Annotated in this window: 24 protein-coding genes and 1 pseudogene; 20 read left to right on the plus strand and 5 right to left on the minus strand. The window is 72.2% G+C overall.

The window, feature by feature from the left end; genetic code table 11:
* Window positions 1-62 precede the first annotated feature (62 nt).
* The 4 genes from B082_RS35395 to B082_RS0101870 are packed head-to-tail and all read left to right on the plus strand — an operon-like array spanning window position 63 to window position 3,785.
* The gene (locus B082_RS35395) at window positions 63-1,037 is read left to right on the plus strand and encodes an ABC transporter ATP-binding protein (protein WP_051094567.1); all 975 of its coding nucleotides are present in this window, start codon (window positions 63-65) and stop codon (window positions 1,035-1,037) included.
* 1 nt (window position 1,038) lies between these two features.
* The gene (locus B082_RS0101860) at window positions 1,039-1,827 is read left to right on the plus strand and encodes an ABC transporter permease (protein ID WP_018550118.1); all 789 of its coding nucleotides are present in this window, start codon (window positions 1,039-1,041) and stop codon (window positions 1,825-1,827) included.
* A gap of 20 nt (window positions 1,828-1,847) precedes the next feature.
* Entirely contained in the window at window positions 1,848-3,110 is a 1,263-nt protein-coding gene (locus B082_RS0101865) for a sensor histidine kinase (protein WP_018550119.1), read from the plus strand.
* A 24-nt stretch (window positions 3,111-3,134) separates the two neighbouring features.
* Window positions 3,135-3,785, plus strand: coding sequence for a response regulator (locus tag B082_RS0101870; protein WP_018550120.1), 651 nt, complete (start codon window positions 3,135-3,137; stop codon window positions 3,783-3,785).
* A 15-nt stretch (window positions 3,786-3,800) separates the two neighbouring features.
* Here B082_RS0101870 and glgX read toward each other — a convergent pair whose 3' ends face one another.
* Window positions 3,801-6,047: a glycogen debranching protein GlgX gene (glgX, locus tag B082_RS0101875; RefSeq protein WP_018550121.1), complete on the minus strand. Its 2,247-nt coding sequence runs from the start codon at window positions 6,045-6,047 to the stop codon at window positions 3,801-3,803.
* 151 nt (window positions 6,048-6,198) lie between these two features.
* Here glgX and B082_RS0101880 point away from each other — a divergent pair, with 151 nt between their 5' ends.
* From B082_RS0101880 to B082_RS0101905, 6 genes are all read left to right on the plus strand, one after another.
* Window positions 6,199-7,431, plus strand: a complete 1,233-nt coding sequence (locus B082_RS0101880) for a L,D-transpeptidase family protein (RefSeq protein ID WP_018550122.1) — start codon at window positions 6,199-6,201, stop codon at window positions 7,429-7,431.
* Between the two features lie 290 nt (window positions 7,432-7,721).
* Entirely contained in the window at window positions 7,722-8,921 is a 1,200-nt protein-coding gene (locus tag B082_RS0101885) for a L,D-transpeptidase (RefSeq protein ID WP_018550123.1), read from the plus strand.
* A gap of 115 nt (window positions 8,922-9,036) precedes the next feature.
* Entirely contained in the window at window positions 9,037-9,804 is a 768-nt protein-coding gene (locus tag B082_RS0101890; protein ID WP_018550124.1) for an enoyl-CoA hydratase/isomerase family protein, read from the plus strand.
* A gap of 251 nt (window positions 9,805-10,055) precedes the next feature.
* The gene (locus B082_RS0101895) at window positions 10,056-10,571 is read left to right on the plus strand and encodes an ATP-binding protein (RefSeq protein ID WP_018550125.1); all 516 of its coding nucleotides are present in this window, start codon (window positions 10,056-10,058) and stop codon (window positions 10,569-10,571) included.
* 397 nt (window positions 10,572-10,968) lie between these two features.
* Window positions 10,969-11,775, plus strand: coding sequence for a polysaccharide deacetylase family protein (locus B082_RS0101900; RefSeq protein ID WP_018550126.1), 807 nt, complete (start codon window positions 10,969-10,971; stop codon window positions 11,773-11,775).
* A complete protein-coding gene (locus B082_RS0101905; protein WP_018550127.1) occupies window positions 11,775-12,974 on the plus strand; it encodes a YncE family protein in 1,200 nt (399 codons plus the stop codon). The genes B082_RS0101900 and B082_RS0101905 overlap by 1 nt, the downstream gene beginning before the upstream one ends.
* 31 nt (window positions 12,975-13,005) lie before the next feature.
* On the opposite strand, the gene B082_RS0101910 is transcribed toward B082_RS0101905, so the two are convergent.
* Window positions 13,006-13,644, minus strand: coding sequence for a GNAT family N-acetyltransferase (locus B082_RS0101910; RefSeq protein WP_018550128.1), 639 nt, complete (start codon window positions 13,642-13,644; stop codon window positions 13,006-13,008).
* Between the two features lie 144 nt (window positions 13,645-13,788).
* On the opposite strand from B082_RS0101910, the gene B082_RS0101915 reads away from it, so the two are divergent.
* Together B082_RS0101915 and B082_RS0101920 are read left to right on the plus strand one after the other, a co-directional pair.
* Window positions 13,789-14,004: an EF-hand domain-containing protein gene (locus B082_RS0101915; protein ID WP_018550129.1), complete on the plus strand. Its 216-nt coding sequence runs from the start codon at window positions 13,789-13,791 to the stop codon at window positions 14,002-14,004.
* Window positions 14,005-14,040: 36 nt separating this feature from the next.
* The gene (locus B082_RS0101920) at window positions 14,041-15,003 is read left to right on the plus strand and encodes a CopD family protein (RefSeq protein ID WP_018550130.1); all 963 of its coding nucleotides are present in this window, start codon (window positions 14,041-14,043) and stop codon (window positions 15,001-15,003) included.
* An 11-nt stretch (window positions 15,004-15,014) separates the two neighbouring features.
* Here the strand turns inward: B082_RS0101920 and B082_RS0101925 are convergent, their stop codons facing one another.
* Window positions 15,015-16,505, minus strand: coding sequence for a carboxylesterase/lipase family protein (locus tag B082_RS0101925; protein ID WP_037709172.1), 1,491 nt, complete (start codon window positions 16,503-16,505; stop codon window positions 15,015-15,017).
* 151 nt (window positions 16,506-16,656) lie between these two features.
* Window positions 16,657-18,363 (minus strand): methionine--tRNA ligase, encoded by a 1,707-nt coding sequence (metG, locus tag B082_RS0101930; protein ID WP_018550132.1) that lies wholly within the window; start codon window positions 18,361-18,363, stop codon window positions 16,657-16,659.
* Window positions 18,364-18,622: 259 nt separating this feature from the next.
* On the opposite strand from metG, the gene B082_RS35400 reads away from it, so the two are divergent.
* From B082_RS35400 to B082_RS0101955, 5 genes and pseudogenes are all read left to right on the plus strand, one after another.
* Entirely contained in the window at window positions 18,623-19,027 is a 405-nt protein-coding gene (locus B082_RS35400) for a hypothetical protein (RefSeq protein ID WP_018550133.1), read from the plus strand.
* Window positions 19,024-19,680 (plus strand): hypothetical protein, encoded by a 657-nt coding sequence (locus B082_RS0101940; RefSeq protein WP_018550134.1) that lies wholly within the window; start codon window positions 19,024-19,026, stop codon window positions 19,678-19,680. Before B082_RS35400 ends, B082_RS0101940 begins: the two co-directional genes overlap by 4 nt.
* A gap of 2 nt (window positions 19,681-19,682) precedes the next feature.
* A pseudogene (locus B082_RS35405) lies at window positions 19,683-22,541 on the plus strand (putative T7SS-secreted protein); the annotation flags it as partial.
* Window positions 22,542-22,827: 286 nt separating this feature from the next.
* The gene (locus B082_RS38605; RefSeq protein WP_018550135.1) at window positions 22,828-23,661 is read left to right on the plus strand and encodes a hypothetical protein; all 834 of its coding nucleotides are present in this window, start codon (window positions 22,828-22,830) and stop codon (window positions 23,659-23,661) included.
* The gene (locus B082_RS0101955) at window positions 23,622-24,353 is read left to right on the plus strand and encodes a CHAT domain-containing protein (RefSeq protein ID WP_202453391.1); all 732 of its coding nucleotides are present in this window, start codon (window positions 23,622-23,624) and stop codon (window positions 24,351-24,353) included. The genes B082_RS38605 and B082_RS0101955 overlap by 40 nt, the downstream gene beginning before the upstream one ends.
* Here B082_RS0101955 and B082_RS0101960 read toward each other — a convergent pair.
* Window positions 24,283-24,621 (minus strand): hypothetical protein, encoded by a 339-nt coding sequence (locus B082_RS0101960; RefSeq protein ID WP_324608490.1) that lies wholly within the window; start codon window positions 24,619-24,621, stop codon window positions 24,283-24,285. The two genes, B082_RS0101955 and B082_RS0101960, sit on opposite strands and share 71 nt — an antisense overlap.
* Window positions 24,622-24,797: 176 nt before the next feature.
* On the opposite strand from B082_RS0101960, the gene B082_RS0101965 reads away from it, so the two are divergent.
* From B082_RS0101965 to B082_RS0101975, 3 genes are read left to right on the plus strand one after another with little or no spacing between them, the layout of a single operon-like run.
* A complete protein-coding gene (locus B082_RS0101965) occupies window positions 24,798-25,625 on the plus strand; it encodes a helix-turn-helix domain-containing protein (protein WP_018550138.1) in 828 nt (275 codons plus the stop codon).
* Window positions 25,622-25,816, plus strand: coding sequence for a DUF397 domain-containing protein (locus tag B082_RS0101970; RefSeq protein ID WP_018550139.1), 195 nt, complete (start codon window positions 25,622-25,624; stop codon window positions 25,814-25,816). Before B082_RS0101965 ends, B082_RS0101970 begins: the two co-directional genes overlap by 4 nt.
* A 26-nt stretch (window positions 25,817-25,842) precedes the next feature.
* Complete coding sequence (locus tag B082_RS0101975) at window positions 25,843-26,037, plus strand: DUF397 domain-containing protein (protein ID WP_026249331.1); 195 nt, start codon at window positions 25,843-25,845, stop codon at window positions 26,035-26,037.
* Window positions 26,038-26,086: the final 49 nt, after the last annotated feature.

A 26,086-nucleotide genomic window follows, 5' to 3' on the forward strand; every position in this document is an offset into this window, starting at 1 on the left:
GATGCGGGTCCGAGCGCGATGGCGGATGCCGCCGCGGGCCGCGGGCGCGGATGCTCGGTGCCATGGCAGTCATCGAAGCGAACGGGGTGCGCAAGGCCTACGCCGGCCGCCCCGTGGTCGACTCAGTGAGCTTCACCGTCGACGAGGGGGAGATCTTCGGGATCCTCGGTCCCAACGGCGCGGGCAAGACCACCACCGTCGAGTGCGTCGCGGGGCTGCGGGTCCCGGACGCCGGGACCGTCCGGGTCGCCGGGCTCGACCCCGTCGCCGAACGCGACCGGGTGACCCGGCTGCTCGGGGTCCAGCTCCAGGAGAGCGAACTCCAGCCCAAGATCACCGTGCGCGAGGCCCTGGACCTGTACAGCGCCTTCCACCCCAGCCCCGCCGACTGGCGGCCGCTGGCCGAACGGCTCGGTCTGGACACCAGGCTGGACACCCGCTTCGCCCGGCTCTCCGGCGGCCAGAAGCAGCGCCTGTCCATCGCGCTCGCCCTCGTCGGCCGGCCCCGCGTCGTCATCCTGGACGAGCTGACCACCGGCCTCGACCCCCGCGCCCGGCGCGACACCTGGCAGCTCATCGAGGACGTACGCGACAGCGGCGTCACCGTCGTGCTCGTCACGCACTTCATGGAGGAGGCCCAGCGCCTCTGCGACCGCATCGCCGTGATCGACAAGGGCCGCGTCGTCGCCCTCGACACCCCCGCCGGGCTGGTCGCCGGCGCCGACGGCTCCACCGTCATCTCCTTCACCCCGTCCGAGCCGCTTCCCGAGGCCGAACTCGCCGCCCTGCCCGGAGCCGCCTCCCACGAGGACCGGGACGGCCGGGTCGTCATCAGCGGCACCGACGAGACCGTCAACGCCGTCATCTCGCTGCTGGCCCGGCTCCGCGTCACCGCCCACCGGCTCCGCGTCGCCGAGGCCACCCTGGACGACGCCTTCCTCGACCTCACCGAACACCCCGACCTCACCGAACACCCCGACCTCACCGAACACCCCGGCCCCGCCGACGGGCGCGGCCTCGCAGAACGGACAGCCTGAGATGGCCACAGCGCACCCCGTCCCCGCCGCCGCGCCCCGCGCCACCGCGTCCGGCGCGACGCTCGCCGTCCTCAAGTCGGAGACCCGGCTCTTCCTGCGCGAACCGGGCAGCCTGTTCTGGATCGTGGTCTTCCCGACCGTGCTCCTGACGATCCTGGGCCTGGTCCCTTCGTTCCGGCAGCACGAGGACGGGCTCGGCGGCCGGCGCGTCATCGACCTCTACGTTCCCGTCGCGGTGCTGCTCGCCCTGATCATGTCCGGGCTCCAGGCCATGCCGCCCGTACTGACCGGATACCGCGAACGCGGCATCCTGCGCCGCATGTCCACCACCCCCGTGCGGCCCTCCGCCCTCCTCGGCGCGCAGATCGCGCTGCACGGCGCCGCGTGCCTCGTCTCCGCCCTGCTGGTCACCGTCGTCGGCCGGATCGCCTTCGGAGTGCGGCTGCCCGGCCAGGCGTTCGGCTATCTGCTCGCCCTGCTGCTGGCCGTCGCCTGCGTCCTGGCCCTCGGCTCGCTGATCTGCGCGCTCTCCCGTACGACGAAGATCGCCGCCACCGTCGGCTCGGTCGTCTACTTCTCGATGATGTTCACCGCGGGCGTCTGGGTCCCCGTCCAGGCCATGCCCGACGCGCTCCGCCGCATCGTCCAGGTCACCCCCTTCGGCGCGGCCTCCCAGGCACTGGACCAGGCGGCCCGGGGCGACTGGCCCGGCTGGGCGTACCTCGGAGCGGTCGCCGCCTGGACGGCGGTGGCGGCGTGGGCGGCCAACCGTACGTTCCGGTGGCAGTAGGCGCGGGGGAGACTCCTCCCATGAGCGCGCACGAGGAGGCCGGGACGGCGGTCGAGCTGTGGTGGGGCCGGTTCTTCCGGTACGGGCCGTACGGGCTGCTCGGCCTCGCCACCGTCATCGCGGTCGTGACCCGTGACCTCGTCATGACCCGCGCCGACGAGCGCGGCGCCCTCGTGCTGCTCCCGGCGGCGCTCGTACTCCAGCTCTGGTGGACGAGCGCCGGGATCCGCCCGAAGAGCAGGCCCGCCCAGTGCTACTTCGTCGTCCGCACCCTGCTGGCCCTCGGCCTGACCTGGTGCAACCCCTTCTACTCGATCTACGCGGTGCTCGGCTACTTCGACGCCGCCCGGGTGCTCCCGTACCGAGGCATGAGGGCGGGGCTGCTGGCCACCGCCGTCATCATGGCGGGCGCGCAGAGCGGCAGCACCCTGCCGCCCGCCACCCTCATGAACTGGGTCGTCTTCGGTGTCGTGCTGGCCGTGCACACGACGCTCGCCATGGTCTTCGCTCAGATCGGCAACCGGGAGGCCGAGCAGGCCCGTTCGCAGACCGACGCCATCGCCGCCCTGGAGTCCGCCAACGCCCGCCTCGAACAGGCCCTCGCGGAGAACGCCGGACTGCACGCCCAGCTCCTCGTCCAGGCCCGCGAGGCCGGGGTGGCCGACGAGCGGCGCCGGCTGGCCGCCGAGATCCACGACACCATCGCCCAGGGCCTCACCGGCATCATCGCCCAGCTCCAGGCCGTCACCTCCACCGCCGACAGCGCCCCCGACCTCGCCCGCGAACACCTGGCGCGGGCCTCGGACCTGGCCCGGGAGAGCCTGGGCGAGGCCCGCCGCTCGGTGCACAACCTGCTGCCCGCCGCCCTGGAACACGACGACCTGCCCGGCGCGCTCAAGAAGACGGTCGCCACCTGGTCGCGCCGCACCGGGGTCCGCGCCGACTTCACCGTCACCGGAACCGTCGAGCCGCTGCACGACGAGGTCGGCGCCACCCTGCTCCGCATAGCCGAGGAGGCCCTCTCCAACGCGGGCCGGCACGCCGGGGCGACCCGGGCCGGGGTCACCCTCTCCTACATGGGCGACGAGATCACGCTCGACGTCCGCGACGACGGCAGCGGCTTCGACCCGGCCGCGCTGCCGCCGTACCGGGGCGCCGGCGGCTTCGGCCTCGGCGGCATGCGGGCCCGCGCCGAACGCGTCGCCGGCACCGTCGAGGTGGAGACCGGTCCCGGCCTCGGCACCGCGGTCTGCGCCCGCGTCCCGATGGTCCCCGACCACTGAGACCGTCCCGTACCGTGGTGCGTCATGGACCGGGAACCCGCGCGCGTCATCACGCTGATCGTCGTCGACGACCACCCCGTCGTGCGGGACGGGCTGCGCGGCATGTTCGCCTCCGCGCCGGAGTTCCGGGTGCTCGGTGAGGCGGCCGACGGGGTCGAGGGCGTCGAGATGGCCGCCCGGCTCGACCCCGACGTCGTGCTGATGGACCTGCGGATGCCGGGCGGCGGCGGGGTCGCCGCGATCACCGAGCTGACCCGGCGCGGTGCCCGCTCCAAGGTCCTGGTCCTCACCACCTACGACACCGACTCCGACACCCTGCCCGCGATCGAGGCGGGCGCGACCGGCTATCTCCTCAAGGACGCCCCGCGCGAGGAGCTGTTCACCGCCGTGCGGGCCGCCGCCGACGGCCGGACGGTCCTGTCACCGGCCGTCGCCTCCCGCCTGGTCTCCGCCGTACGCGCCCCGGCCCCCGCCGGCAACGAGACGCTGTCCGCCCGCGAACGCGAGGTGCTGGCGCTCGTCGCCAAGGGGACCTCCAACCGGGAGATCGCCGCCGAACTGTTCATCAGCGAGGCCACCGTGAAGACCCACCTCACCCATCTGTTCGCCAAACTGGGCGCCAAGGACCGGGCCGCGGCCGTCGCCCTCGCCTACGAACGCGGCATCCTGGGCTAGGGCCTGTCCGGCCGCTCACTCCCGTACCCGCAGCAGCAGGACCGACCGCTCCGGGACCGTCAGCCGCGCGCCGCCCCGGTGGACCGTGCCCGGCGCCTGGGCCTGGTCCTCCCGCGAGGTGTCCAGGAGCAGTTCGTACGCCTGCGCCCACGGCGGTCCCGGCAGCAGGAAGTCCACCGGTTCGTGCCCCGCGTGCAGGACGGCCAGGAAGCTGTCGTCGGTGACCTGCTCGCCGCGCGCGTCCCGGCCCGGGATGTCGCGGCCGGAGAGGTAGAGGCCCACCGTCGCGGCCGGGGCGTACCAGTCGCTCTCCGTCATCTCCGCGCCCTGCGGGGTGAACCACGCCAGGTCCCGCAGCCCGTCCGGGGCCTGCGGCCGGCCGGAGAAGAACGCCCGGCGGCGCAGCACCGGATGGCGGTGGCGCAGCGCGAGGACCCGGGTGGTCAGCGCGGTCAGCTCACGCCACCGGGGCCGGTCGAGCAGCGACCAGTCGACCCAGCCGGTCTCGTTGTCCTGGCAGTAGGCGTTGTTGTTGCCGCCCTGGGTGCGGCCCATCTCGTCACCGGCCACCAGCATCGGCACCCCGGTCGACAGCAGCAGCGTGGTCAGCAGGTTGCGCAGCTGCCGGCGGCGCAGCGCGTTGACACCGTCGTCCTCGCTCTCACCCTCGGCCCCGCAGTTCCAGGCCCGGTTGTCGGACGTGCCGTCCCGGTTGCCCTCGCCGTTGGCCTCGTTGTGCTTGTGCTGGTAGCTCACCAGGTCGCGCAGGGTGAAGCCGTCGTGCGCGGTGACGAAGTTGACGGAGGCGTACGGGCGGCGCCCGCCCCAGGCGTACAGGTCGCTGGAGCCGGTCAGCCGGTAGCCGAGGTCCCGTACGTCGGGCAGCGCGCCGCGCCAGAAGTCCCGTACGGCGTCCCGGTAGCGGTCGTTCCACTCGGTCCACAGCGGCGGGAAGGCACCCACCTGGTAGCCGCCGTCGCCGACGTCCCACGGTTCGGCGATGAGCTTGACCCGGCGCAGCACCGGGTCCTGGGCGATGACCGCGAGGAACGGGGAGAGCATGTCGACGTCGTGCATCGAGCGGGCGAGCGCCGCCGCGAGGTCGAAGCGGAAGCCGTCGACGCCCATCTCGGTCACCCAGTACCGCAGCGAGTCGGTGATCAGCCGCAGCACGTTCGGCTGGACGACGTGCAGGGTGTTGCCGCAGCCGGTGTAGTCCGCGTACCGGCGGGCGTCGGCCTGGAGGCGGTAGTAGCCGGGGTTGTCGATGCCCCGCAGCGAGAGCGTCGGGCCCAGCTCGCCCGCCTCGGCGGTGTGGTTGTAGACGACGTCGAGGATCACCTCGATGCCCGCGTCGTGCAGGGCGCGGACCATCCGCTTGAACTCCCCGACCTGCCCGCCCACCGTGCCGCTCGCCGAGTATCCGGCGTGCGGGGCGAAGTAGCCGATGGAGTTGTAGCCCCAGTAGTTGCGCAGCCCGCGCCGCAGCAGATGGTCCTCGTGGGCGAACTGGTGCACCGGCAGCAGCTCCACCGCCGTCACCCCGAGGCGCTTGAGATGGCCGATGGCCGCCGGATGGGCGAGCCCGGCGTAGGTGCCGCGCAGCTCCTCGGGGATGCCGGGGTGGCGCTTGGTGAAACCCCGCACGTGCAGCTCGTAGATGATGGAGTCCGCCCACGGCGTCTTCGGCCTGCGGTCGTCGGCCCAGTCGTCGTCATCGTGGACGACGACCCCCTTGGGCACGTACGGGGCGGAGTCCCGTTCGTCGCGCACGGTGTCGGCGACCTGCTGCTCGGGCCAGTCCCTCACATGGCCGTACACCTCGGCCGGAAGGGTGAATTCCCCGTCCACGGCCCGTGCGTACGGATCGAGCAGCAGCTTGGCCGCGTTCCACCGGGCACCGGTCCACGGGTCCCAGCGGCCGTGCACCCGGTAGCCGTAGCGCCGGCCGGGCCGCACCCCGGGCACGAAGCCGTGCCGGATCTCGTGGGTCAGCTCGGTCAGGGCGAGCCGCCGCTCCGTGCCGTCCTCGTCGAACAGGCACAGCTCGACCGCCTCCGCGCCGCCCGCCCACAGCGCGAAGTTGGTGCCCACGACCCCGTCGGGGCCGGTCCGGAAGCGGGCGCCGAGCGGCATCGGCGTGCCCGGCCACACCACGGGATGCCGGTGCCCGGACCCGGTGGCGGTGACCCGTTCGGCCGGGGACCCGGCCGTTCCCGTGTCCGGTTCCGGTACTGCCTCCTGCTCGGCTGCGCTCGACACCTGCTCGCCTCCCGCGGCTCGTGGGACCGGCACCGGAGGGGCGGCGCGACGTCCCGGCCGCGGCTCCCCGGGCGGGGCCGTCCCCTGTGTTCTGCCCACGACTGGCCCCGCCCTCACGTTTCCCCCGGCCCGCCGCCGTCGTTGGGGGGACGTGACTCACGTAGCGAAGAAGGCAGGGGCGAGCCCGGCCACCGCGCCGGTCAGGCCGGGACTGCTCGCCGTACTGGTCCTACTGGCCGTTCTGACCGGCTGCTCGGGCACGGGCTCGGTCATCGGAGGCAAGCCGAGGTCGCCGCAGGAGGCGATCCGGATCATCCCGGCCGACCGGGCCGAGGACGTCCGGGCGGACAGCCAGGTGGAGGTGACGGTTCCCGACGGCCGGCTGGAGAGCGTCCGGGTGCGGCGGATCGAGGACGCGCAGGAGGAGGAGGTGCGGGGCGGCATCGCGAAGGACGGCCGGTCCTGGGCGCCGGACGAGGGAGCGGGGCGGCTCGGGCTCGCCGCCAAGTACAGCGTCGACGCGGTCGCCGTGGACGGCGGCGGCCACCGTTCGGCCCGGCACACCACCTTCACCACGGTGGTCCCGGCCGACCGCTTCATCGGGTACTTCAAGCCGGAGAACCGCTCGACGGTGGGCACCGGCATGATCATCTCCTTCGAGTTCAACCGCCCGGTCACCCGCCGCGCGGCGGTGGAGCGGGCCATCCGGATCACGGCCGAACCGGCGGTGGCGGTGGCGGGCCACTGGTTCGGCAAGGACCGCCTGGACTTCCGCCCGGCCGGTTACTGGGAGCCGGGCACCGAGGTCACCGTCGACATCGGGCTGCGCGATGTGGAGGGGGCGCCGGAGGTGTACGGGAGCCAGCGCAAGACGGTGCGGTTCACGGTGGGCCGGGAGCAGATCTCCCGCGTCGACGCGGCCGCGCACACGATGGAGGTGCGCCAGGACGGGCGGCTCGTCTCCACCGTCCCGATCACCGCGGGCTCCCCGACGACCACCACGTACAACGGCAGGATGGTGGTGAGCGAGATGCACGACGTGACGCGGATGGACGGGCGGACCGTCGGCTTCGGCGGCGAGTACGACATCAAGGACGTGCCGCACGCCATCCGGCTGACCGAGTCCGGCACCTTCCTGCACGGCAATTACTGGTCCGACGAGGACGTCTTCGGCTCCACCAACGTCAGCCACGGCTGTATCGGGCTGCGCGACGTCCAGGGCGGCAGCGGCTCCACCCCGGCCGGCTGGTTCTTCGACCGGACGCTCATCGGGGACGTCGTCGAGGTCGTCAACTCCAAGGACAAGAAGGTCGCGCCGGACAACGGCCTCAGCGGCTGGAACCTCACCTGGGCCCAGTGGAAGGCGGGTTCGGCGCTGCGCTGAGAACGGCGCCGGGAGCGGGGGCGGGGGCGGCGCCGGGAGCGATGTCAGGACCGTGCGCCCCGGACCCGCGGCCTCCGGGGCCACTTGGAACGGAACGGTGACAATTCCGGGGCGATCTGCCCGCAGTCGGTGTGATTATCTCTTTGCTGAGCGCGCATGTGCAGCGCGCGGGGGTGGGAGCCTACGGGTTCCCGGGGCCTAGGCGGGGCCGGGCCGTGTGAGGGGAGACGACCACATTGAACGGGCATCCGATATCGGGGACATCGGCCGGGGCGCGCGGCAGGCGGCGGATGCGGGGGGCCACCGGCCTGCCGGCCCTGGTGGTGGGTGCGCTGCTGCTGATGGTGACGGCGTGCGGCGGGGGAGACACCGGCGGCGCGGGCAAGGACGGCAAGGCGGGCGGCGTCAGGGACCAGGACACCAGTGCCTCGCAGGCCGTGGTGACCGTGGCGCCCAAGGACGGGGCCGATTCCGTCGCCACCAGCGGGGCGCTGAAGGTCTCCGCCGAGAACGGGAAGCTGACCACCGTCAAGGTGTCGGACCCCAAGGGCGGCGAGGTCGAGGGGAAGATCGCGGCGGACGGCGCGAGCTGGGTGCCCGACCAGCACCTGGCCTCGGCGACCAAGTACAAGGTGCACGCGGTGGCCAAGGACACCAAGGGCCGTGAGTCCGCGAAGGACACCACCTTCACCACGCTCGTCCCGCAGAACACCTTCATCGGCCAGTACACCCCCGAGGACGGCTCCACGGTCGGCGTCGGCATGCCGGTCTCCATCCACTTCACCCGGGGCATCACCGACCCGGAGGCCGTGGAGAAGGCCATCAAGGTGACGGCCGAGCCCGAGATCCCGGTCGAGGGCCACTGGTTCGGCAACGACCGCCTGGACTTCCGCCCCGAGCAGTACTGGGCCGCCGGCACCAAGGTGACGGTCAAGCTCAACCTCGACGGCGTCGAGGGCCGGCCCGGGGTCTACGGCAAGCAGGCCAAGACCATCTCCTTCACCATCGGCCGCAGCCAGGTCAGCACCGTCGACGCGAGCACGCACCGGATGAAGGTCGTCCGCGACGGCAAGCAGATCAAGGACATCCCGATCTCGGCGGGCGCCCCGGCCACCACCACGTACAACGGCCAGATGGTCATCAGCGAGAAGCTCCAGGTGACCCGGATGAACGGCGACACCGTCGGCTTCGGCGGCGAGTACGACATCAAGGACGTGCCGCACGCGATGCGCCTGTCCACCTCGGGCACCTTCATCCACGGCAACTACTGGGGCGGCTCGGGCATCTTCGGCTCCGCCAACACCAGCCACGGCTGCGTCGGCATCCAGGACGTGCGCGGCGGCGGGGACTCGGGCACGCCGGCGGCCTGGTTCTTCAAGAACTCGCTCATCGGCGACGTCGTGGTCGTCAAGAACTCCCACGACAAGACGATCAGCCCGGACAACGGCCTCAACGGCTGGAACATGAGCTGGTCGGAGTGGACCGCGTAGCTCCCCGGCACGACGGCGCGGACGGGCCCGGCACCGAGATCCACGGTGCCGGGCCCGTCCGCGTCCCCGGCCCCGGCCGATGCCCTGCGGGTTAGCGGCGGTTAACCTGCACGGCATGACCGTAACCCTCGAAGTAAGCGGCGGCGTCGGCACGATCCGGCTGGACCGCCCGCCGATGAACGCCCTGGACGTGGCGACCCAGGACCGGCTGCGCGAACTGGCCGCGGAGGTGTCCGGGCGCGACGACGTGCGGGCCGTGGTGCTCTACGGCGGCGAGAAGGTGTTCGCGGCGGGCGCGGACATCAAGGAGATGCAGGCGATGGACCACGCGGCGATGGTCGTACGGTCCCGGGCGCTCCAGGACTCCTTCACCGCCGTCGCCCGCATCCCCAAGCCCGTCGTCGCGGCTGTCACCGGCTACGCCCTCGGCGGCGGCTGCGAGCTGGCCCTCTGCGCGGACTTCCGGATCGCCGGTGACAACGCCAAGCTGGGCCAGCCGGAGATCCTGCTCGGCCTGATCCCGGGCGCGGGCGGCACCCAGCGGCTCGCCCGGCTGGTGGGTCCCGCCAAGGCCAAGGACCTCATCTTCACCGGCCGCCACGTCAAGGCCGACGAGGCCCTGACCATGGGCCTGGTGGACCGTGTCGTGCCCGCCGCCGAGGTGTACGAGCAGGCGCACGCCTGGGCGGCCCGGCTGGCGAAGGGGCCGGCGCTCGCGCTGCGCGCCGCCAAGGAGGCGGTGGACGCCGGGCTGGAGACGGACATCGACACGGGTCTCACGATCGAGCGAACCTGGTTCGCCGGTCTGTTCGCCACGGAGGACCGCGAGCGCGGAATGCGCAGCTTTGTGGAGGAGGGTCCGGGCAAGGCCGAGTTCCTCTGACCGAACGTCAGTTGAGAACGCGCGACGGCGCGTTCATCCGTGCGGGCGGATTGGCGGGACCCCGGGAGAGCCCTGGGGGCTGCCGCCTCCACCGTCCCGCCGGTCCCGGCCAGGGGTGGTATCGGTGCAGGTCAGAAGGGGTGCGAGAAGCCGCGTCATGCCTCTGGCATATGCCTACCGGCCCTGGGGGAATCACTGATTACGGGTCGGGGATTCACCCGGAACGGCCCCGGAAGGCCCGCCGTGCGGCCATGATGGTGTGCATGGCGGGCCTGGAGGGTGTGGAGCAGCCGCGACCGCGCAGCAGCGCGACAGCGGCACGGAGGTTACCGGCCGTCGAAGACGAACAGGCGTTCAAAGCGCTGGAGTTGTTCGGAAATCCGACGGAGGGCGAAGTCCGGCTGCCCTCCCGCCCCGAGTCCGCGGCCACCGCCCGCCGGCTCACCTCGTGTGTGGTGCTGCACCACTGGGCGCTCTCCGCGCAGACCGCCGAGCACGCCGTCCTGCTCGTGTCCGAACTCGTCGGGAACGCCGTGCGGCACACCGGGGCCAGGGTCTTCGGGCTGCGCATGCTGCGCCGCCGGGGCTGGATCCGGATCGAGGTGCGCGATCCCTCGCGCGGGCTGCCGTGCCTCATGCCGGTCCGGGAGATGGATGTCAGCGGGCGGGGCCTCTTCCTCGTCGACAAGCTGTCCGACCGATGGGGTGTGGATCTCTTACCCCGCGGCAAGACCACCTGGTTCGAGATGCGCATCTCCGACCGCTGACCCCCGCCCTCCCCGCACCCGGGCGTACAGAAGCCCCCGTCTCGGCCGTGGTGCGGCGCCTCGGGGGCTTCTGTGGGGGCCGTGAAATGGGGGGTGTGTCCACGGCCGCTCGTGACGACCTGGCCCGGGTCAATGGGGGTCGTGCCACCGACTATGGCAGACGGACGACTCCCTAGCCAAAGCCGTATAGCGCGCATTGATTAAGATATCCGGACATTTCATTGAACAAACGCAGGTGTGCTGGGTCACTCGCCTGGAAATCCATGAATATTCATGAGTATCCACGCATGATCCTTTGATCGTCCAGAATGTGGACGGCGTGTATCCCGAGGTCCTGTCGGGGGAGTCGCCGGAGTCGATCGGGATGTTCCAGTCATATCGCCCCTACTGTTCTGCCATGAACATCCCCGACGCATCGGTGCACCGCCGAGGCGCCCTGCGCGCGGGAGCCGCGGCGGCCGTCGCCCTCACCGCCGGCTGCGGTGAGCGGAACCCCGCGGGCGCGGCTGCGGGAGCCGTACCCCACGCCACGCCGAGCGCGCCCGCCGCCGCCACCCCCGCCGGAGCGCACGCCCCCGCCCCCGCCCCGCGCCGCTTCCCCGGCCGGCCGGCACAGATCACCAGCGGCCCGCGCGACCGGGACCGCGTCGCCCTCACCTTCCACGGCCAGGGCGACCCCGCCATCGCCAGGACCGTGCTCGCCGAGGCCGAACGCGCCCACGCCAGGGTCACCGTCCTCGCCGTGGGAAGCTGGCTCGACGAACACCCCGAGATGGCCCGCCGCATCCTCGACGGCGGCCACGACCTCGGCAACCACACCCAGAACCACATCGACATCTCCGCGCTGGACGAGACCCGCGCCTACGCGGAGATCACCGGATGCGCCCAGCGGCTGCGCCGGCTCACCGGCTCCATCGGCACCTGGTTCCGCCCCTCGCGTACCCAGTACGCCACGCCCCTCGTCCAGCGGCTCGCCGCGCGCGCGGGCTACCCCCACGTCCTGTCCTACGACGTGGACTCCCTCGACTTCACCTCGCCCGGCGCCGCGGCCGTCACCCGCAAGGTGGCCGGGGAGATCCGCAACGGATCGGTGGTGAGCATGCACTTCGGCTACGCGGACACGGTCGCCGCGCTGCCCCTCCTCCTCACCGAAATCGACCGCCGCCGACTGCGCGCGGTGACGACCACGGAGCTGCTGACCTGATGTCTCCCACCACCCCGCGAACCACCGTCCCGCGCACCGCCGCACTGCTCGGCGGCGTCCTGCTCGCCGCGCTCGCCGGCTGCGGCACCTCCGCCGACGAGGCCGCCCCCGCCGCCGAAGCGGCCGGCCCGACCGTCAGGGCCCGGCACGTCACCCAGCCCCAGCCACCGGGGCTGGCCGGGATGCCGCCGGTGCTCGACCCGAAGAACGTGTACGCGGCCGACGCCCCCGGAAAGCTGTCCCCGGTCGTCAAGGACTTCCCGTCCCGCGTCTACGTGCCCAACACCAACTCCGACACGGTGACGGTCATCGACCCCGCCACGTACAAGGTCATCGAGACCATCCCGGTCGGCCGGCAGCCGCAGCACGTCGTGCCGTCCTGGGACCTGAAGACGCTCTGGGTCAACAACGACGTCGGCGACAGCCTCACCGCCATCGACCCGGCGACCGGGAAGGCGGGGAAGACGGTCGGCGTCTCCGACCCGTACAACCTCTACTTCACACCGAACGGCAAGTACGCCGTCGTGATGGCCTCCATGGACCGCGAGCTGGTCTTCCGCGACGCGCACACCATGAAGACGGCCAAGGCCGTGCCGGTCAGCTGCGCGGGCGTCAACCACGCCGACTTCTCCGCCGACGGCCGGTACTTCATCGTCTCCTGCGAGTTCTCCGGCGAACTCCTCAAGGTCGACACCGAGAAGATGGAGGTCGTCGCCCAGCAGAAGCTGCCGTTCGACGGCGCCATGCCGCAGGACGTCAAGCTCTCCCCGGACGGCGGCACGTTCTACGTCGCGGACATGAAGGCCGACGGCATGTGGGTGCTGGACGGCCAGAAGTTCACCACCCCGAAGCTGCTGCCGACCGGCAAGGGCTGCCACGGGCTCTACGTCAGCCGTGACGCCAAGGAGATGTACATCTCCAACCGGGGCGAGGGCTCCGTCTCCGTCTTCGACTTCGCGCACAAGAAGCTGGCGAAGAAGTGGCACCTGCCGAACGGCGGCAGCCCGGACATGGGCGGGGTCTCCGCCGACGGCAAGGTGCTGTGGCTGTCCGGGCGTTACGACGCCGAGGTGTACGCGATCGACACCACCACCGGCAAGCAGCTCGCCCGCATCCCGGTGGGCAGCGGCCCGCACGGCCTCGCCGTCTACCCCCAGCCGGGCCGCTACTCGCTCGGCCACACCGGCGTCTTCCGCTGAGCGACGGGAAACCCGCGCACCGGCCGGCGGCTCACCCCGCGATCAGCAGGGCCTCCGAGGCCACCGGCCGGTAGCCCGCGGCCTGGAACGTCCGCACACTGCGGGCGTTCCCCGGCGACTGCTGGGCCCACACCACCCGGTCCGGCACCAGATGCCGGGCCGCCCGCGCCAGACGCTCGCCGAGCCCCCGGCCGCGCGCCTCCTCGTCCACCTCGATCGCGGCCTCCCAGCGGCCCGCGACCCCCCGGCCCAGGACCAGCACCCCGCCGTCGGCCGACCAGACCCGCACCTCGTCGCGGTACTTCACCGCCCGCACCACCCGGGGGTGCTCCGGGTCGTCGATCTCGCGCAGCGCCGGCTCAGGCGCACCGGGCAGCGCGGGGGCGGCCGTGAGCAGGTCGATCGTGTTCATCCGGCGGCCGGTCCGGGCCAGCAGCGCGCTCAGGAAGTACGGATTCATCGTCGCGGCGAGCGCGTCGCCCGGGGTCGCGGCCAGGGTGTCGCGCACCCACTCAGGGTCCTCGTCCGTGAACACCACCGAGTGCGCGGTGAACGCCAGCACCCCGGCGTCCCGGCTGCTGGGCTGCGCCACCACCGTCGTGGAACCGTCCGGCGGCGGGAACCGCCCCTCGCCCGCGTCCGCCAGAATCCGGGCCAGTGCCTCGCTCATCGGCGCCCCGCGCCTCCCTCTCCGGGTCACCGGCCACCGGGCGGCGGACGGTCCGTCCATGATCGGCCACCGGCCGCCGTGAGAGCCACCCCGGGCTCCCGATAATCTGACCTTCGTAGGACAGTCATACGAAGGGGTGGACACGTGGCGGACATCGAGTCGGCGCGCAAGGCTTTCGAGCGGTACGACCTGAACGGCGACGGGCTGATCTCGGCCGCCGAGTACAAGAGCGTCATGGCCCAGCTCGGCGACCCCCACGTCACCGAGCCGGTCGCCCAGGCCGTGATCAACTCCCACGACGCCAACGGCGACGGGCTCCTCACCTTCGACGAGTTCTGGGCCGCGCAGAACAAGGGCTGACACCGGGGCGGGCGGCCGGGAAGGGGAGGGGTGCCAGTGCTTCCCGCCCGTGCGCCCGCACCCGCCCGCCGCCGGTCCGCCACCGCACTCCTGGCCCTGGCGGCGCTCTGGGCCCCGGCCGTGGCCGCAGCCCTGCTCGGCGCGTCGGCGGCCACCCACGGAACCGGTGAACTGCGCATCCCCGGAGCCGGAACCGCGACCCTGCTGCGCGCGGTCCTCTTCGGCGCCCTCGCCGTGCACCTGGGCACCCTCGCCGTCACCGCGCTCGCCCGCTCCGTCCCCGGCCGCCCGGACACCGCCCCGCGCGGCTGGTCCGCGGCCGCCTCGGTCGCCGGCGCCCTCGCGGCGGCGGGCCAGATCGTCCGGCTCGCCCGGGTCAGCGACCTCGGCCTGGTCGAGACATACGCGACGCGCGAGGGCGGGCTGCTCCTCCTGACCGCCAACGGCTTCGCGCTGGCCGCCTGTTGCGCGGTGAGCAGGCGCCCCGGCCTCGCCGCCCTGCCGCTCGCCGCGGTCGTCGGAGCGGAGGCGCTGCGGGCCCACCCGGAGGCGTACAGCCCGCTGGTGGGCGCCGCGCTCACCGTCGTGCACCTGACCGCCGCCTCGCTGTGGACCGGCGGGCTCGTGCACGTCCTGCGCACCCTGCGCCTCTGGCGGGCCGCCCCGGACGCGGCCCGCGCGCTGCTCGCCCGGTACGCGCGCCTCGCCGCGTGGCTGTACGCGGCGCTCGCGGTGACCGGTACGTGCAGCGCCCTGCGCCGGCTGCCGGCGGATGTCGTCCTCACCTCGGCGTACGGACGCACCCTGCTCGCCAAGCTCGCCCTGATGGCGGTGGTGAGCGTCCTCGCCCTGAGCGCGCGGCGGCGGCTGCGCAGCGGGGCCGACCCGGCCGGCGCCCACCGGGCCGCCCGCCGCGAAGTGGTCGCGCTGGTGGCCGTCGTGCTGGTCTCCGCCGTCCTGACCGTCGTCCCCGACCCGCACTGGCTCAGCACCCGCTGACCGCGTACGTCCTACCGGTACGGCGGCCAGCCGCGCAGCTCGTCGTCGCGCGGGGCCCGCACCAGCTCCGGCGCGCCGGGCCCGAAGCGCATCACCGGGCGCGAGGCGTCCCAGACCGGCCAGCCCGGGTCGCCGGACGTCGCGAACCGCACCCAGGCCGCGTGCATCGAGGCGGCCAGCTCGCGCGGGGCGTCCGGCCCGGCCAGCGCCACGGCGTCGGGCCCGCCGAGGGTGTCGAAGACGAAGCCGATCTCCAGCGCGTGGCAGGCGCCGAGCCCCATCACGGGGGAGGGCCAGCCGAACTCGTACAGGCGGGTGGAGCCGGGGCCGGCCGTACGGGCGTCGGCCAGCCGGTTCAGCGGCACCCGCAGCAGCACGTCGGTGGCGAGCGCCCCGAGCAGTTCACCCGGCGTGGCGCCGGGCCGGTTGGCGCGGTACGTCCGCGTGGTGGCGCGCGGCACCCGGAACTTGAGCAGCGCCAGCCGGAGTCTGCCGCGCGAGAGCTGTTCGGTCAGGCCGCTGGGCACGAACCAGAGGCGGTACTCCTCGATGTTCGAGCCCATCAGCAGGTCGACACCGGACGCGGCCCCGGCGCGCAGGGCCTCCATCGGGTCGCGGGGCAGCAGTTCGCCGTCCACCACGATCCGGAAGGTGTTCCCGCCGGTCAGCGGGGTGCCCTTGGCGGTCACCTCGCCCTGCGCGGCCAGCAGCGCGGCCGGGGCCACACCGGCCAGCGCCTCGGCCGTCGCCGCCACCCCCAGCCGCTTCGCGACGAGTTCGGTCGTACGGCGCCCCTCGGCCACCGGCACCGCGTCCGGTGCCCCGCTCTGGAGCACCGCCCGCCGGAACAGCCCCCGGGCCCGGGGAGCGGCGAGCAGCGCCCCGAGGCTGATGGCCCCCGCCGACTCGCCGCACACGGTGACCCGGTCCGGATCGCCGCCGAACGCCGCGATGTTGTCCCGTACCCAGGCGAGGGCGGCCAGCTGGTCGAGGAGGCCGCGGTTGGCGGGGGCGTCCGGGAAGACCCCGAACCCCTCCATGCCCAGGCGGTAGTTGAGCGACACGAGCACCACGCCGTCACGGGCGAACGCCGTCCCGTCGTACAGCGGCAGGACGGACGAGCCGTGCAGCAGCGCGCCGCCGTGTATCCAGACCAGGACGGGCAGCCCGGTGCGGTCCGGGGACGGTGTCCAGACGTTCAGGTTGAGGCAGTCCTCGCCCGGCACCGAGGGATCGGCCAGCAGCCGGTCGAGCGGCGGGGCGTACGGCCGCTTGGGCGCGGTCGGGCCGAAGTCCACCGCCGCCCGCACCCCGGCCCACGGCTCCGGCGGCTCCGGCGGACGGAACCGGAGCGGGCCCACCGGGGCGGCCGCGTACGGGATGCCCCGGAACACGGCGACGCCCCGCTCGTGCGCGCCCCGGACGGTTCCATGGACGGTGTCGGCGTGCGGGGCGGACCGCCCGGCGGACGGCCCGGATATCGGTGGGGGTGCCGCTGCCATGGGATACCGGCCCTTCCGCGGTCGTCGGGGCGTGGGTTCCAGCAGACCACGGACCCGGAAGGGTGGCCAGGGGTGGGCCGCCGAAACGGCGAAGGCGGGCCCGCGCACCCTGTCCCGCGGTGCGCGGACCCGCCTTCGCCGTCCCGTGCTGCTACTGGGCGCCGAACCGCGAGCGCCAGGCGTCGAGGTCCTCGTCGGTGATCTTGGCGAAGAGCACCGGCGGCACCGTGAACGCGGTCCCGGCCGGCACGGACGCCAGGGCGCGGGCCTCGTCGGCGCTCACCCACGTCGCGGTGTCGTCGGCCAGGGCGAACGCCTCGCGCATGGCCCGCGCGGACGACGGGATGAACGGCTCCGAGACGACCGCGTACAGGTGGATCAGGTTCATCGCGGTCCGCAGGGTGAGGGCCGCGCCCTCCTGGTCGGTCTTGATCTCCAGCCAGGGGGCCTTCTCCTCCAGGTAGGAGTTGCCCGCGCTCCACAGCGCCCGCAGGGCCTGGGCCGCCTTGCGGAACTGGAGCCCCTCCATGTGGCCCTCGTACTCGGCGAGCAGGCCCGCGATCTCCTCGCCCAGCTTCCGCTCGGCGTCCCCGGCCTCCTTGCCCGCAGGTACGGCGTCACCGAACCGCTTGCGCGAGAAGGACAGCACCCGGTTCACGAAGTTGCCGAGGGTGTCGGCGAGGTCCTTGTTCACCGAGGTGGCGAACAGCTCCCAGGTGAAGGACGTGTCGTCCGACTCCGGCGCCTGCGCCATCAGGAAGTAGCGCCAGTAGTCGGCCGGCAGCAGTTCGAGGGCGGTGTCGGAGAAGATGCCCCGCTGCTGGGACGTCGAGAACTTGCCGCCGTAGTAGTTCAGCCAGTTGAAGGCCTTGACGTGGTCGACGCGCTTGACCGGCTCGCGGGTGCCGATCTCCATGGCCGGGAACATCACCGTGTGGAACGGGACGTTGTCCTTGGCCATGAACTGCGTGTACCGGACGTCGGACGCCTCGTACCACCAGGACTTCCAGTCCCGGGTCTCCGGCTCCAGGTCCGCCCACTCCTTCGTCGCGCCGAGGTACTCGATGGGGGCGTCGAACCAGACGTAGAAGACCTTGCCCTCCGCCGCCAGCTCCGGCCACGTGTCGGCGGGGACGGGCACGCCCCATTCCAGGTCGCGGGTGATCGACCGGTCGTGCAGGCCCTCGGTGAGCCACTTGCGGGCGATCGAGGAGGCCAGGTGCGGCCACTCGCCGCTGGTCTCGTCGATCCACGCCTCGACCTCGCCGTCCAGCTTGGACTGGAGGAGGAAGAGGTGCTTGGTCTCGCGGACCTCCAGCTCGCTGCTGCCGCTGATCGCGGAGCGGGGCTCGATCAGGTCGGTCGGGTCCAGCACCCGGGTGCAGTTCTCGCACTGGTCGCCGCGCGCCTTGTCGTACCCGCAGTGCGGGCACGTACCGACGATGTAGCGGTCCGGCAGGAAGCGGTCGTCGGCGATCGAGAAGACCTGGCGGATCGCCCGCTCCTCGATGAAGCCGTTCTCCTGGAGCTTGCGGGCGAAGTGCTGCGTGATCTCGCGGTTCTGCGCGGAGGAGCTGCGGCCGAAGTAGTCGAAGGAGAGCCCGAAGCCGTCGTAGACCGCCTTCTGCGCCTCGTGCTGCTCGGCGCAGAAGTCCGCCACCGGCAGCCCGGCGGTCTTCGCGGCCAGCTCGGCCGGGGTGCCGTGCTCGTCGGTCGCGCAGATGTACAGCGCTTCCTCGCCCCGCTGGCGCAGATACCGCGTGTAGACGTCCGCCGGGAGCATCGACCCGACCAGGTTCCCCAGGTGCTTGATCCCGTTGATGTAGGGAAGCGCGCTGGTGATCAGGTGTCGAGTCATCGTCGGATGCTCCCAATTTCTACTGCGATGAGCCGTCTGCGGCCCGGCAATGGAGTCGAGGTCGGATTCCTGCCGAGGCGGCACCGCTCGCATGCGGAGCGTGCCGGTACCTCTGTTGCAGGCCACGGGCATCCTATCGAATGGGGGGAGGCGTCCCTTACCGGATTTCCGCGGAGGCGGCCAGGCCTGAGAGAACCGCGACCGGCCGGCCACGCGTCCTGGTCTACGGTGTCGTGAGTTCGCGGGAGGGGGAGGGGCCGTGGAGCGATCTGGGGCAGCGCTGGCCGAGCGCATAGCCGAGCGGAGGAGCGGGGTCGGGGACCCTCGGGCGCTGGTCGGTGAGATGCGGCGTTCGGTGCTTCTGGTGCCGGTGTCCGGTGACCGTCTGTGGTCGGCGCGGGTGGGCGGGGTGCGGTGGGTCCACGGCTTCACGGACGAGACGGCACTGGCCCGGTTCGTCCGGCATCACGTCCCGGGCGACGAGCCGGTGGATTACGTTGCGCTGCTGGGTGCGCGGATCGTGGACGAGGTGGTGCCGGCGCTGGGCGAGCCCGCCGGTCTCGCCGTGGATGTGGCGACGGAGGACGGGGCGATGTTCTTCCCGCCGGTCGTGGGGATCGTTCCGGAGGCGGTTGCCGTCGATGCCGGTGAGGTGGGGGCGTGAGCGGGGACGGGGCGGATCTGCATCTCGACAAGTCGTCGGTGGCCAAGTTCACCAAGGGGTTGAACACGACCATCGACGAGCTGGGGGACCTCGGCGGTGCCACCGGTTCGGTGATGGGCAAGGGCTTCTCGGAGCTGTCGATGACGGGGATGGAGACCGGGCACCACGGGCTCTCGGTCGACTTCGAGGACTTCTGCGAGCGGTGGGAGTGGGGGGTGCGGGCGCTGGTGCGGGACGCGAGCGGGCTCGCGGACCGGCTGGGGCTTGCGGCGGGTACGCAGTGGGAGAACGACCAGTACCTCGCGGGCACGCTCAAGGTGGGTGCGAACGCCGTGTTCGGCGGGAACCCGCACGCGAGCGAGGAGGAGATCGCGCAGCAGGGCTGGGGTGACATCTTCACTCCGGACTATCTGAGCCCGGACTACAGCGCGGAATCGTTTCAGCAGGCCGGTCAGGACATGGGCCAGACCTGGAAGGACACCGGCCGCACGGTCCTCACCGAGGGCTACGGGGGCCGGCAGTCCGACCTGTTCAACCATGCGCTCGGGGTCTCCGACGGCCAGTTCGACCAGGCCCTGGACGAGACGTTCGGCCCGTCACCGGAGGAACGCGCGCAGCAGGCGCAGCAGCAGGGCGAGCCGGGGGGCAACTGACCGTGGGTATCGGCGACATCATCAGCGACCTCACGCCGGACGCGGTCGAGGACATGATCGAGGACGGCGTCGAGTGGGTGGGCGACCGTGTCGAGGACGCGGGGAACTGGACGGCAGACCGGCTGGATGATGTCGGCTGGGATTCCGGTGCGGACTGGGTGCGTGAGCAGTCCCGTTCGGTCGCCAACCGGCTGGGCGCCGAGGTCGATGAGATGGACCTCGGGCAGACCGAGGACAAGACCAAGCTGATCTACGGCAGTCCCAGCAAGATCAACGCCACGGTGACGAAGCTCCGGGCGTTCCAGTCGGCGTTCGACGGCACGGGTGACGGGCTGAAGGGGCTGAACTCCGGTGAGCTGAAGGGCGAGACGGCGAACGCGCTGCGTACGGCGGTGAGTACCCAGCCGCCGAAGTGGTACGCGGCGTCGGACGCCACCGCGAAGGCGCTCGGGGCTCTCGACGCGTTCGCGGACACCGTGACCTGGGCGCAGGGTCAGGCGCAGACGGCGATCGACAAGTGGAAGGAGGGTGTCAAGGCGTCCGAGGACGCCGCCGATGCCCACCGCAAGAAGGTCGACGCCTACAACAGTGCCGTCGACCGCTACAACGCCCAGCCGGCCGACCAGCGCGATCCGTCCTCGCTGCCGCCGAGGCCCGCCTCGACGTTCACCGACCCGGGCAAGAAGCTGATGCAGGAGGCGCAGGAGCTGCTCGCCGCCGCCCGTGAGCAGCGCAACACGGCGGCGCGGACCGCGCGTACGGCGGTGCAGGCCGCCCGGGACATGGCGCCGGAGAAGCCGTCGTACGCGGAGCAGGTGCGGGACGGGTTCGAGGAGTCCCAGGTCATGGGGATGCACTTGGACGGCGGGATCATCAAGGCGTCGGCGGGCATCGTCAACTTCGTGCGCGGCATCAACCCGATGGACCCGTACAACCTGACGCATCCGGCCGAGTACGTCACCTCGCTCAACAGCCTGGCCGCGGGTCTGGTGGTCGCCGCGAACGACCCGGTCGGCACCGGCACCCAGATGGTCAAGGACTTCATGAAGGACCCGGCCGAGGGCGTGGGCCGGCTGATCCCCGACCTCGCGCTGACCGTCGCCACGGGTGGCGGCGGTGCCGCGGTCAAGGGCCTGCGCATCGTGGACGAGGCGTCCGACATCGCCCGGCTGCGCAAGGTGGTGGACGACGCCCCGGAGGGTACCCACACCCGCAAGCCCGGCGAGCGCGTCACCGACGACACCGACCCGGTCGACCTCGCGTCGGGCCGGATGTTCCTGCCGCAGACCGACGTCGTACTCCCCGGCATCCTGCCGCTGCTGTTCACCCGCCGCACCGAATCCGGCCTGACCGCCGGCCGCTTCCTGGGCCCGTCCTGGACCTCCACCGTCGATGAGCGGCTCCAGATCGACTCCATCGGCGTCCTCCACGTCACCGCCGACGGCCTCCTGATCCGCTACCCGCACCCCGCACCCGGCGCCCCCACACGGCCGGAGTCGGGCCGGGCCCGCACGCTGCTGGCCCGCGACGCGAACGGCGACTACACGGTCACCGACCCCGACAGCGGCCTGGTCCTCGACTTCGACGCCCCGCCCGGCGCGGAGCCCGGGGGCGACGGCGTGGCCTGGCTCGCCGACCTCACCGACCGCAACGGCCACCGGATCACCATCGACCGCGACGAGGACGGCCTGCCGCTGGCCCTGGTCCACTCCGCGGGCCGTCGGCTCGTCCTGACGACCGCCGATGGCCGGATCACCGCCCTGTCCCTGACGGGCGCGGGCGAGGACGGCACGGACCTGCCCCTCATGAGCTACGGCTACACGGACGGCGACCTCACCACCGTCACCAAGCCGTCCGGCGCCACCACCACCTTCGTCTACGACGAGCACCGCCGCGTCATCGCCTGGATCGACTCCAACAACAGCCGCTACGACTACGTCTACGACGACCAGGACCGCGTCGTCGCGGAGGGCGGCGAGGCCGGGCACGTACAGATCACCCTGGCCTACACCGACCCCGACCCCGAGACCGGCCACCGCACCACCACGCTCACCACCGCCGACGGCCACATCACCCGCCACCTCTTCGGCCCCGGCTGCCTCCCCCTCGCCGTCACCGACCCGCTCGGCCACACCACCCGCTTCACCCACGACCCGCACGGCAACCTCGTCTCCCGCACCGACCCGCTCGGCCTGCGCACCGCCTTCTCCTACGACGACAACGGCCGCCTCGTCGCCACCACCGCGCCCGACGGCAGTGAACTGCGCACCGTGCGCGACCCGTCCGGCCTGCCCGTGGAGATCATCGGCCCGGACGGCAACCGGGTGCTCCAGGAGTTCGACGAACGAGGCAACCGCACCGCGGCCACCGACCCGGCCGGCGCGACCACCCGCTACCTCTACGACACCGCCGGGCGGCTCACCTCCGTCACCGACGCCCTCGGCGCCACCACCCGCGTGGAGTGCGACGCGGCCGGCCTGACCGTACGGGTCACCGGCCCCACCGGAGCCGTCACCCGCACCGAGCGGGACGCCCTCGGCCGCCCCGTCCGCATCACCGACCCCGTGGGCGGCGTCACCCGCCTGGAGTGGCACCCCGACGGCCAACTCGCCCGCCGCACCGCCCCCGACGGCACCACCGAGTCATGGACGTACGACGGCGAAGGCAACGCCCGCACGCACACCGACGCGGCGGGCGGCGTCTCCCGCTTCGAGTACACCCACTTCGACCTCCTCGCCGCCCGCACCGGACCGGACGGCGCCCGCTACGAGTTCGAGCACGACCGCGCACTGCGCCTCACCCGCGTCACCAACCCGCAGGGGCTGGCCTGGAATTACGTGTACGACGCGGCCGGCCGCATGGTNNNNCACCCTCGCCCAACAACACCCCGCCGCCTTCCTCCCCAACCTCGCCGGCTCCCTCAACAACCTCGCCACCCACCTCGCCAACACCGGAAACCCCAGAGCCGCAGTCCAGGCATACGAGCAAGCCATCGCCGATCTCGGCGCCGAGCGGCCTGAAGTCGGCCGGGCTCTCACCTTCGAACGGGACACGTTCCTGACCCAGAGGCCGGAGTGTTCGACCACGGCGGGGCTGCGAGGACTCGCTCAACTGGCAAGCACCCCAACCGCCGAAGCGTCGGACCGAGTGACGTTGCAAGCCCGGAGCGCCCTCCGCGATTACGCGCAAGAGAACGCGGCGCACCACAACGAACTGGCAACCGTCTGGCACGACGAGACCACCACACCGCTCCCCGCCTGGCTGGCCCTCGCCCCTCAGACGCTGGCCACAGTCAGCGCATGGCTGGAATCGCCCACCTGGTCCGACTCGTACGCCCACTGGACCGACCACACCGAGCTCCTGAGCAGCCCCGAAGCCACCGTCGTTCTCGCCGAGTACGCGCTCCTCGGCCCGGAAGTCGCAGCCGAACACCAGGCGCTCCGCGAGGAAATACTCACCGAAGGCGCAACCAGCGCCTACCGCCCCCTCATCCTCGGCGAGCAGTTCGCCGACTGGGCGGCCCTCACCACCTGGGACGAGTCCGAGCAGTTCCTCCGCGCCCACCCGGACCTCCTCGAACTCGACCCGCCGGACTCGGTCCCCGGCGCCCTCCTTCACGCAGCCCGCACCCACGACATCCCCACGGCCTACGCCCTCGTACGCGACCGCACCGCCCTCCAGCAGTACATCGCCAACGCCCTCACCAGCGGCGACGCCGAAGCCCTCCGCCACGCGGCCGCCATCGAGTACGAGGTGTTCGACGACCAGCTCTCCGGCCTCACCCACCGCCAGGCCGCCCTGCTCCTCGCAGGCACCCCCGACGAGGCCGACCCCGAAAGCCTCGCCCCCCTCGTCGCCGACGCCTCACCCGACACCCGCAACCGGCTGATCTCCGAGACCGCCGCCCTGAGCGCGGCGCACGCGACCCAGCACGCCGCGCACTGGGTGCGGATTATTCAGGCACTGGCCGCCACCGGGTGACGACCGCCGTCTGTCTCGTGCTCGCCGCCTCGCCCGAGGCCGGCCGGGCGCCCGCGCTCCATGAGGAGCACCGGGACGTGCAGCGCAGCGTCACGCACGCCCGGTTCGGGCACCTGTTCCGGCTCGACGTCCTGCCGGCCGCTCGGGCCGAGGACCTGGTGCAGTACCTGGCGGCCACCGTGCCGCACGTCCTGCACTTCGCGGGGCGCGGGACGCCCGACGGCGGGCCCCGCTTCGTCACCGACGACGGCGGCGAGGCGCCCGTAACCCTGGACGGGTTACGCGACTGCGTCGGCGACGCCGCCCCGGTCGGGCTGCGGCTGGTGGTGCTCAACGCGTGCTGGACGGAGCCGTTGGCCAAGGAGATGGCCGGCCTCGTCCCCGTAGCCATCGGGTGGGAGGGTCAGGTCCCCGACGCGCACGCGTGTGCGTACGCCCGGGTCTTCTACCGCAACCTCGCCGAAGGCGACTCCGTGCTGAGCGCCCACGCCACCGCCTGCAAGCTGCTCGCGCTCATCGGCTGCACGGAGATGCCCGTGCTGCACAGCACCCCCGGGCACCTCCCCGAGGCCCACTTCCTGATCGCCGCCTCGGACCGCCCCGTCCCGCCGGGCAAGCCGCTCAAGCCTCGCTGGTACCGGCCCCCGGGGCCGCCGCGCAAGCCGTGGTTCCCTCGTCCTCCAGAGACGTGAGGGCCGGGGCCAGCCGGTACCCCCGGCTCTCCGCGATCCGCAGGGTGTCCCGCAACGACTCCGCCAGCCGCACCCCGGTGAACCGCAACTCGCGTTCCCCCACGCCTGTTTCGGCCAACAACGCCCGCGCCTCGGTCAGGACGTACTGGGCCGAGTCGAGCAGGTCCGTCTCCACCTCGTCGGCCAGCCGCGACATCCGGCCGCCCGGGTCGTCGGTGCTCAGGTAGCACGGCGCCCCGCTCTCGCCGACCCATGGGAGCAACCTCATCGGGCTCCCCTGCGCGTCGAACATCATGTCGTCTCCGCCTCCGTTCGAGGAGCACTCTGGCCCCCGGTCGCACCCGCTGGTTACGGTGTGTGCCGCAATCGTCGCGCTGCGGCGGGTCCCCCAACAGGGGCGCCGCGTCCCGACGTTCGACACGGGACACACGGAAGGCCCGCTCCATGACGTTCAGGCCCCAGCCGCTTTCCCCCTTCGCCTCCACGCGCCACTACTTCGGCTCGGAGCTGCGCCGCCACCGCGAGCACGCGAAGCTCTCCCTCGTACAGCTGGCGGACATCGTCAACTCCAGCAAGAGCACGCTGGCCCGGATCGAGACGGCGGAACTGATGCCCCCGCCGGACATGCCCAGCTGCCTGGACATCGCCTTCGGGACGGACCAGTACTTCACGGGTCTCTACGAACTCACCAAGCAGGACATCCATCCCGACAAGTACAAGCGGTACATGAACTTCGAAGCCCGGGCCGAGGTCATAGAGCAGTACGGCGCGCAGGCGCTGCCCGGCTTGTTCCAGACCGAGCAGTACGCACGGGAGTTACTCCGTTGTCAGGAGCACCTGACCGCCGAAATGGTCGATGAGCGCGTCACCGCCCGCATGTCCCGGCAGGAGCGGCAGCACTCGGCGAATCCGCCGTTCCGATGGGCGATCGTCGACGAGGCCGTGCTGCGGCGGCAGGTGGGCAGCCGGTCCTGCATGCACCAGCAACTGGCCTCGCTGCTGGAGCAAGTGGATACTCCGAACAGTAAAGTTCAGGTGATGCCGTTCAGTGCGGGGCCGCACTCGCTGCTGGGGGGCGCACTGACTCTGCTGACCCTGCCCGACGGCACCTCGGTGGCGTACGAGGAGAGCATCCAGACCGGTCACCTCTACGAGGACCCGGACGCGGTGAAGAATTGGCGGCGGCGGTACGACGTACTGCGCGCCAACTCGCACTCCCTGGCCGAGTCGGCGGAACTGATCCGTACCGCGATGGAGGACTACCGACCATGAACCACTCCCCGGAGCTGAGTTCCGCCCGTTGGCGCCGCAGCAGCTACAGCAACACCGACGGGGGCGAATGCGTCGAGATCAGCGACGACTTCCCCGGCATCATCCCCGTACGCGACAGCAAGAACCCCACCGGCCCCGCCCTCGTCGTCCAGGCCGCAGCCTGGAACGGCTTCGTCGCATCCCTCAAGTAAGGCCCCCAAGCGGAGGACTTATGACCATGCCCCACTCCCCCGAGCTGAGTACCGCCCGCTGGCGCCGCAGCAGCTACAGCAATTCCAACGGGGGCGAATGCGTCGAGATCAGCGACGACTTCCCCGGCATCGTCCCCGTACGCGACAGCAAGAACCCCACCGGCCCCGCCCTCGTCGTCCGGGCCGCCGCCTGGAACGGCTTCGTCGCTTCCCTCAAGTAGGGGCTCGGAAAACAGCGCAACGGCCTGTCCCACACGCGGGTGTGGGACA

This window comes from Streptomyces sp. ATexAB-D23 (genome assembly GCF_000373645.1).
Lineage (GTDB): Bacteria > Actinomycetota > Actinomycetes > Streptomycetales > Streptomycetaceae > Streptomyces > Streptomyces castrisilvae.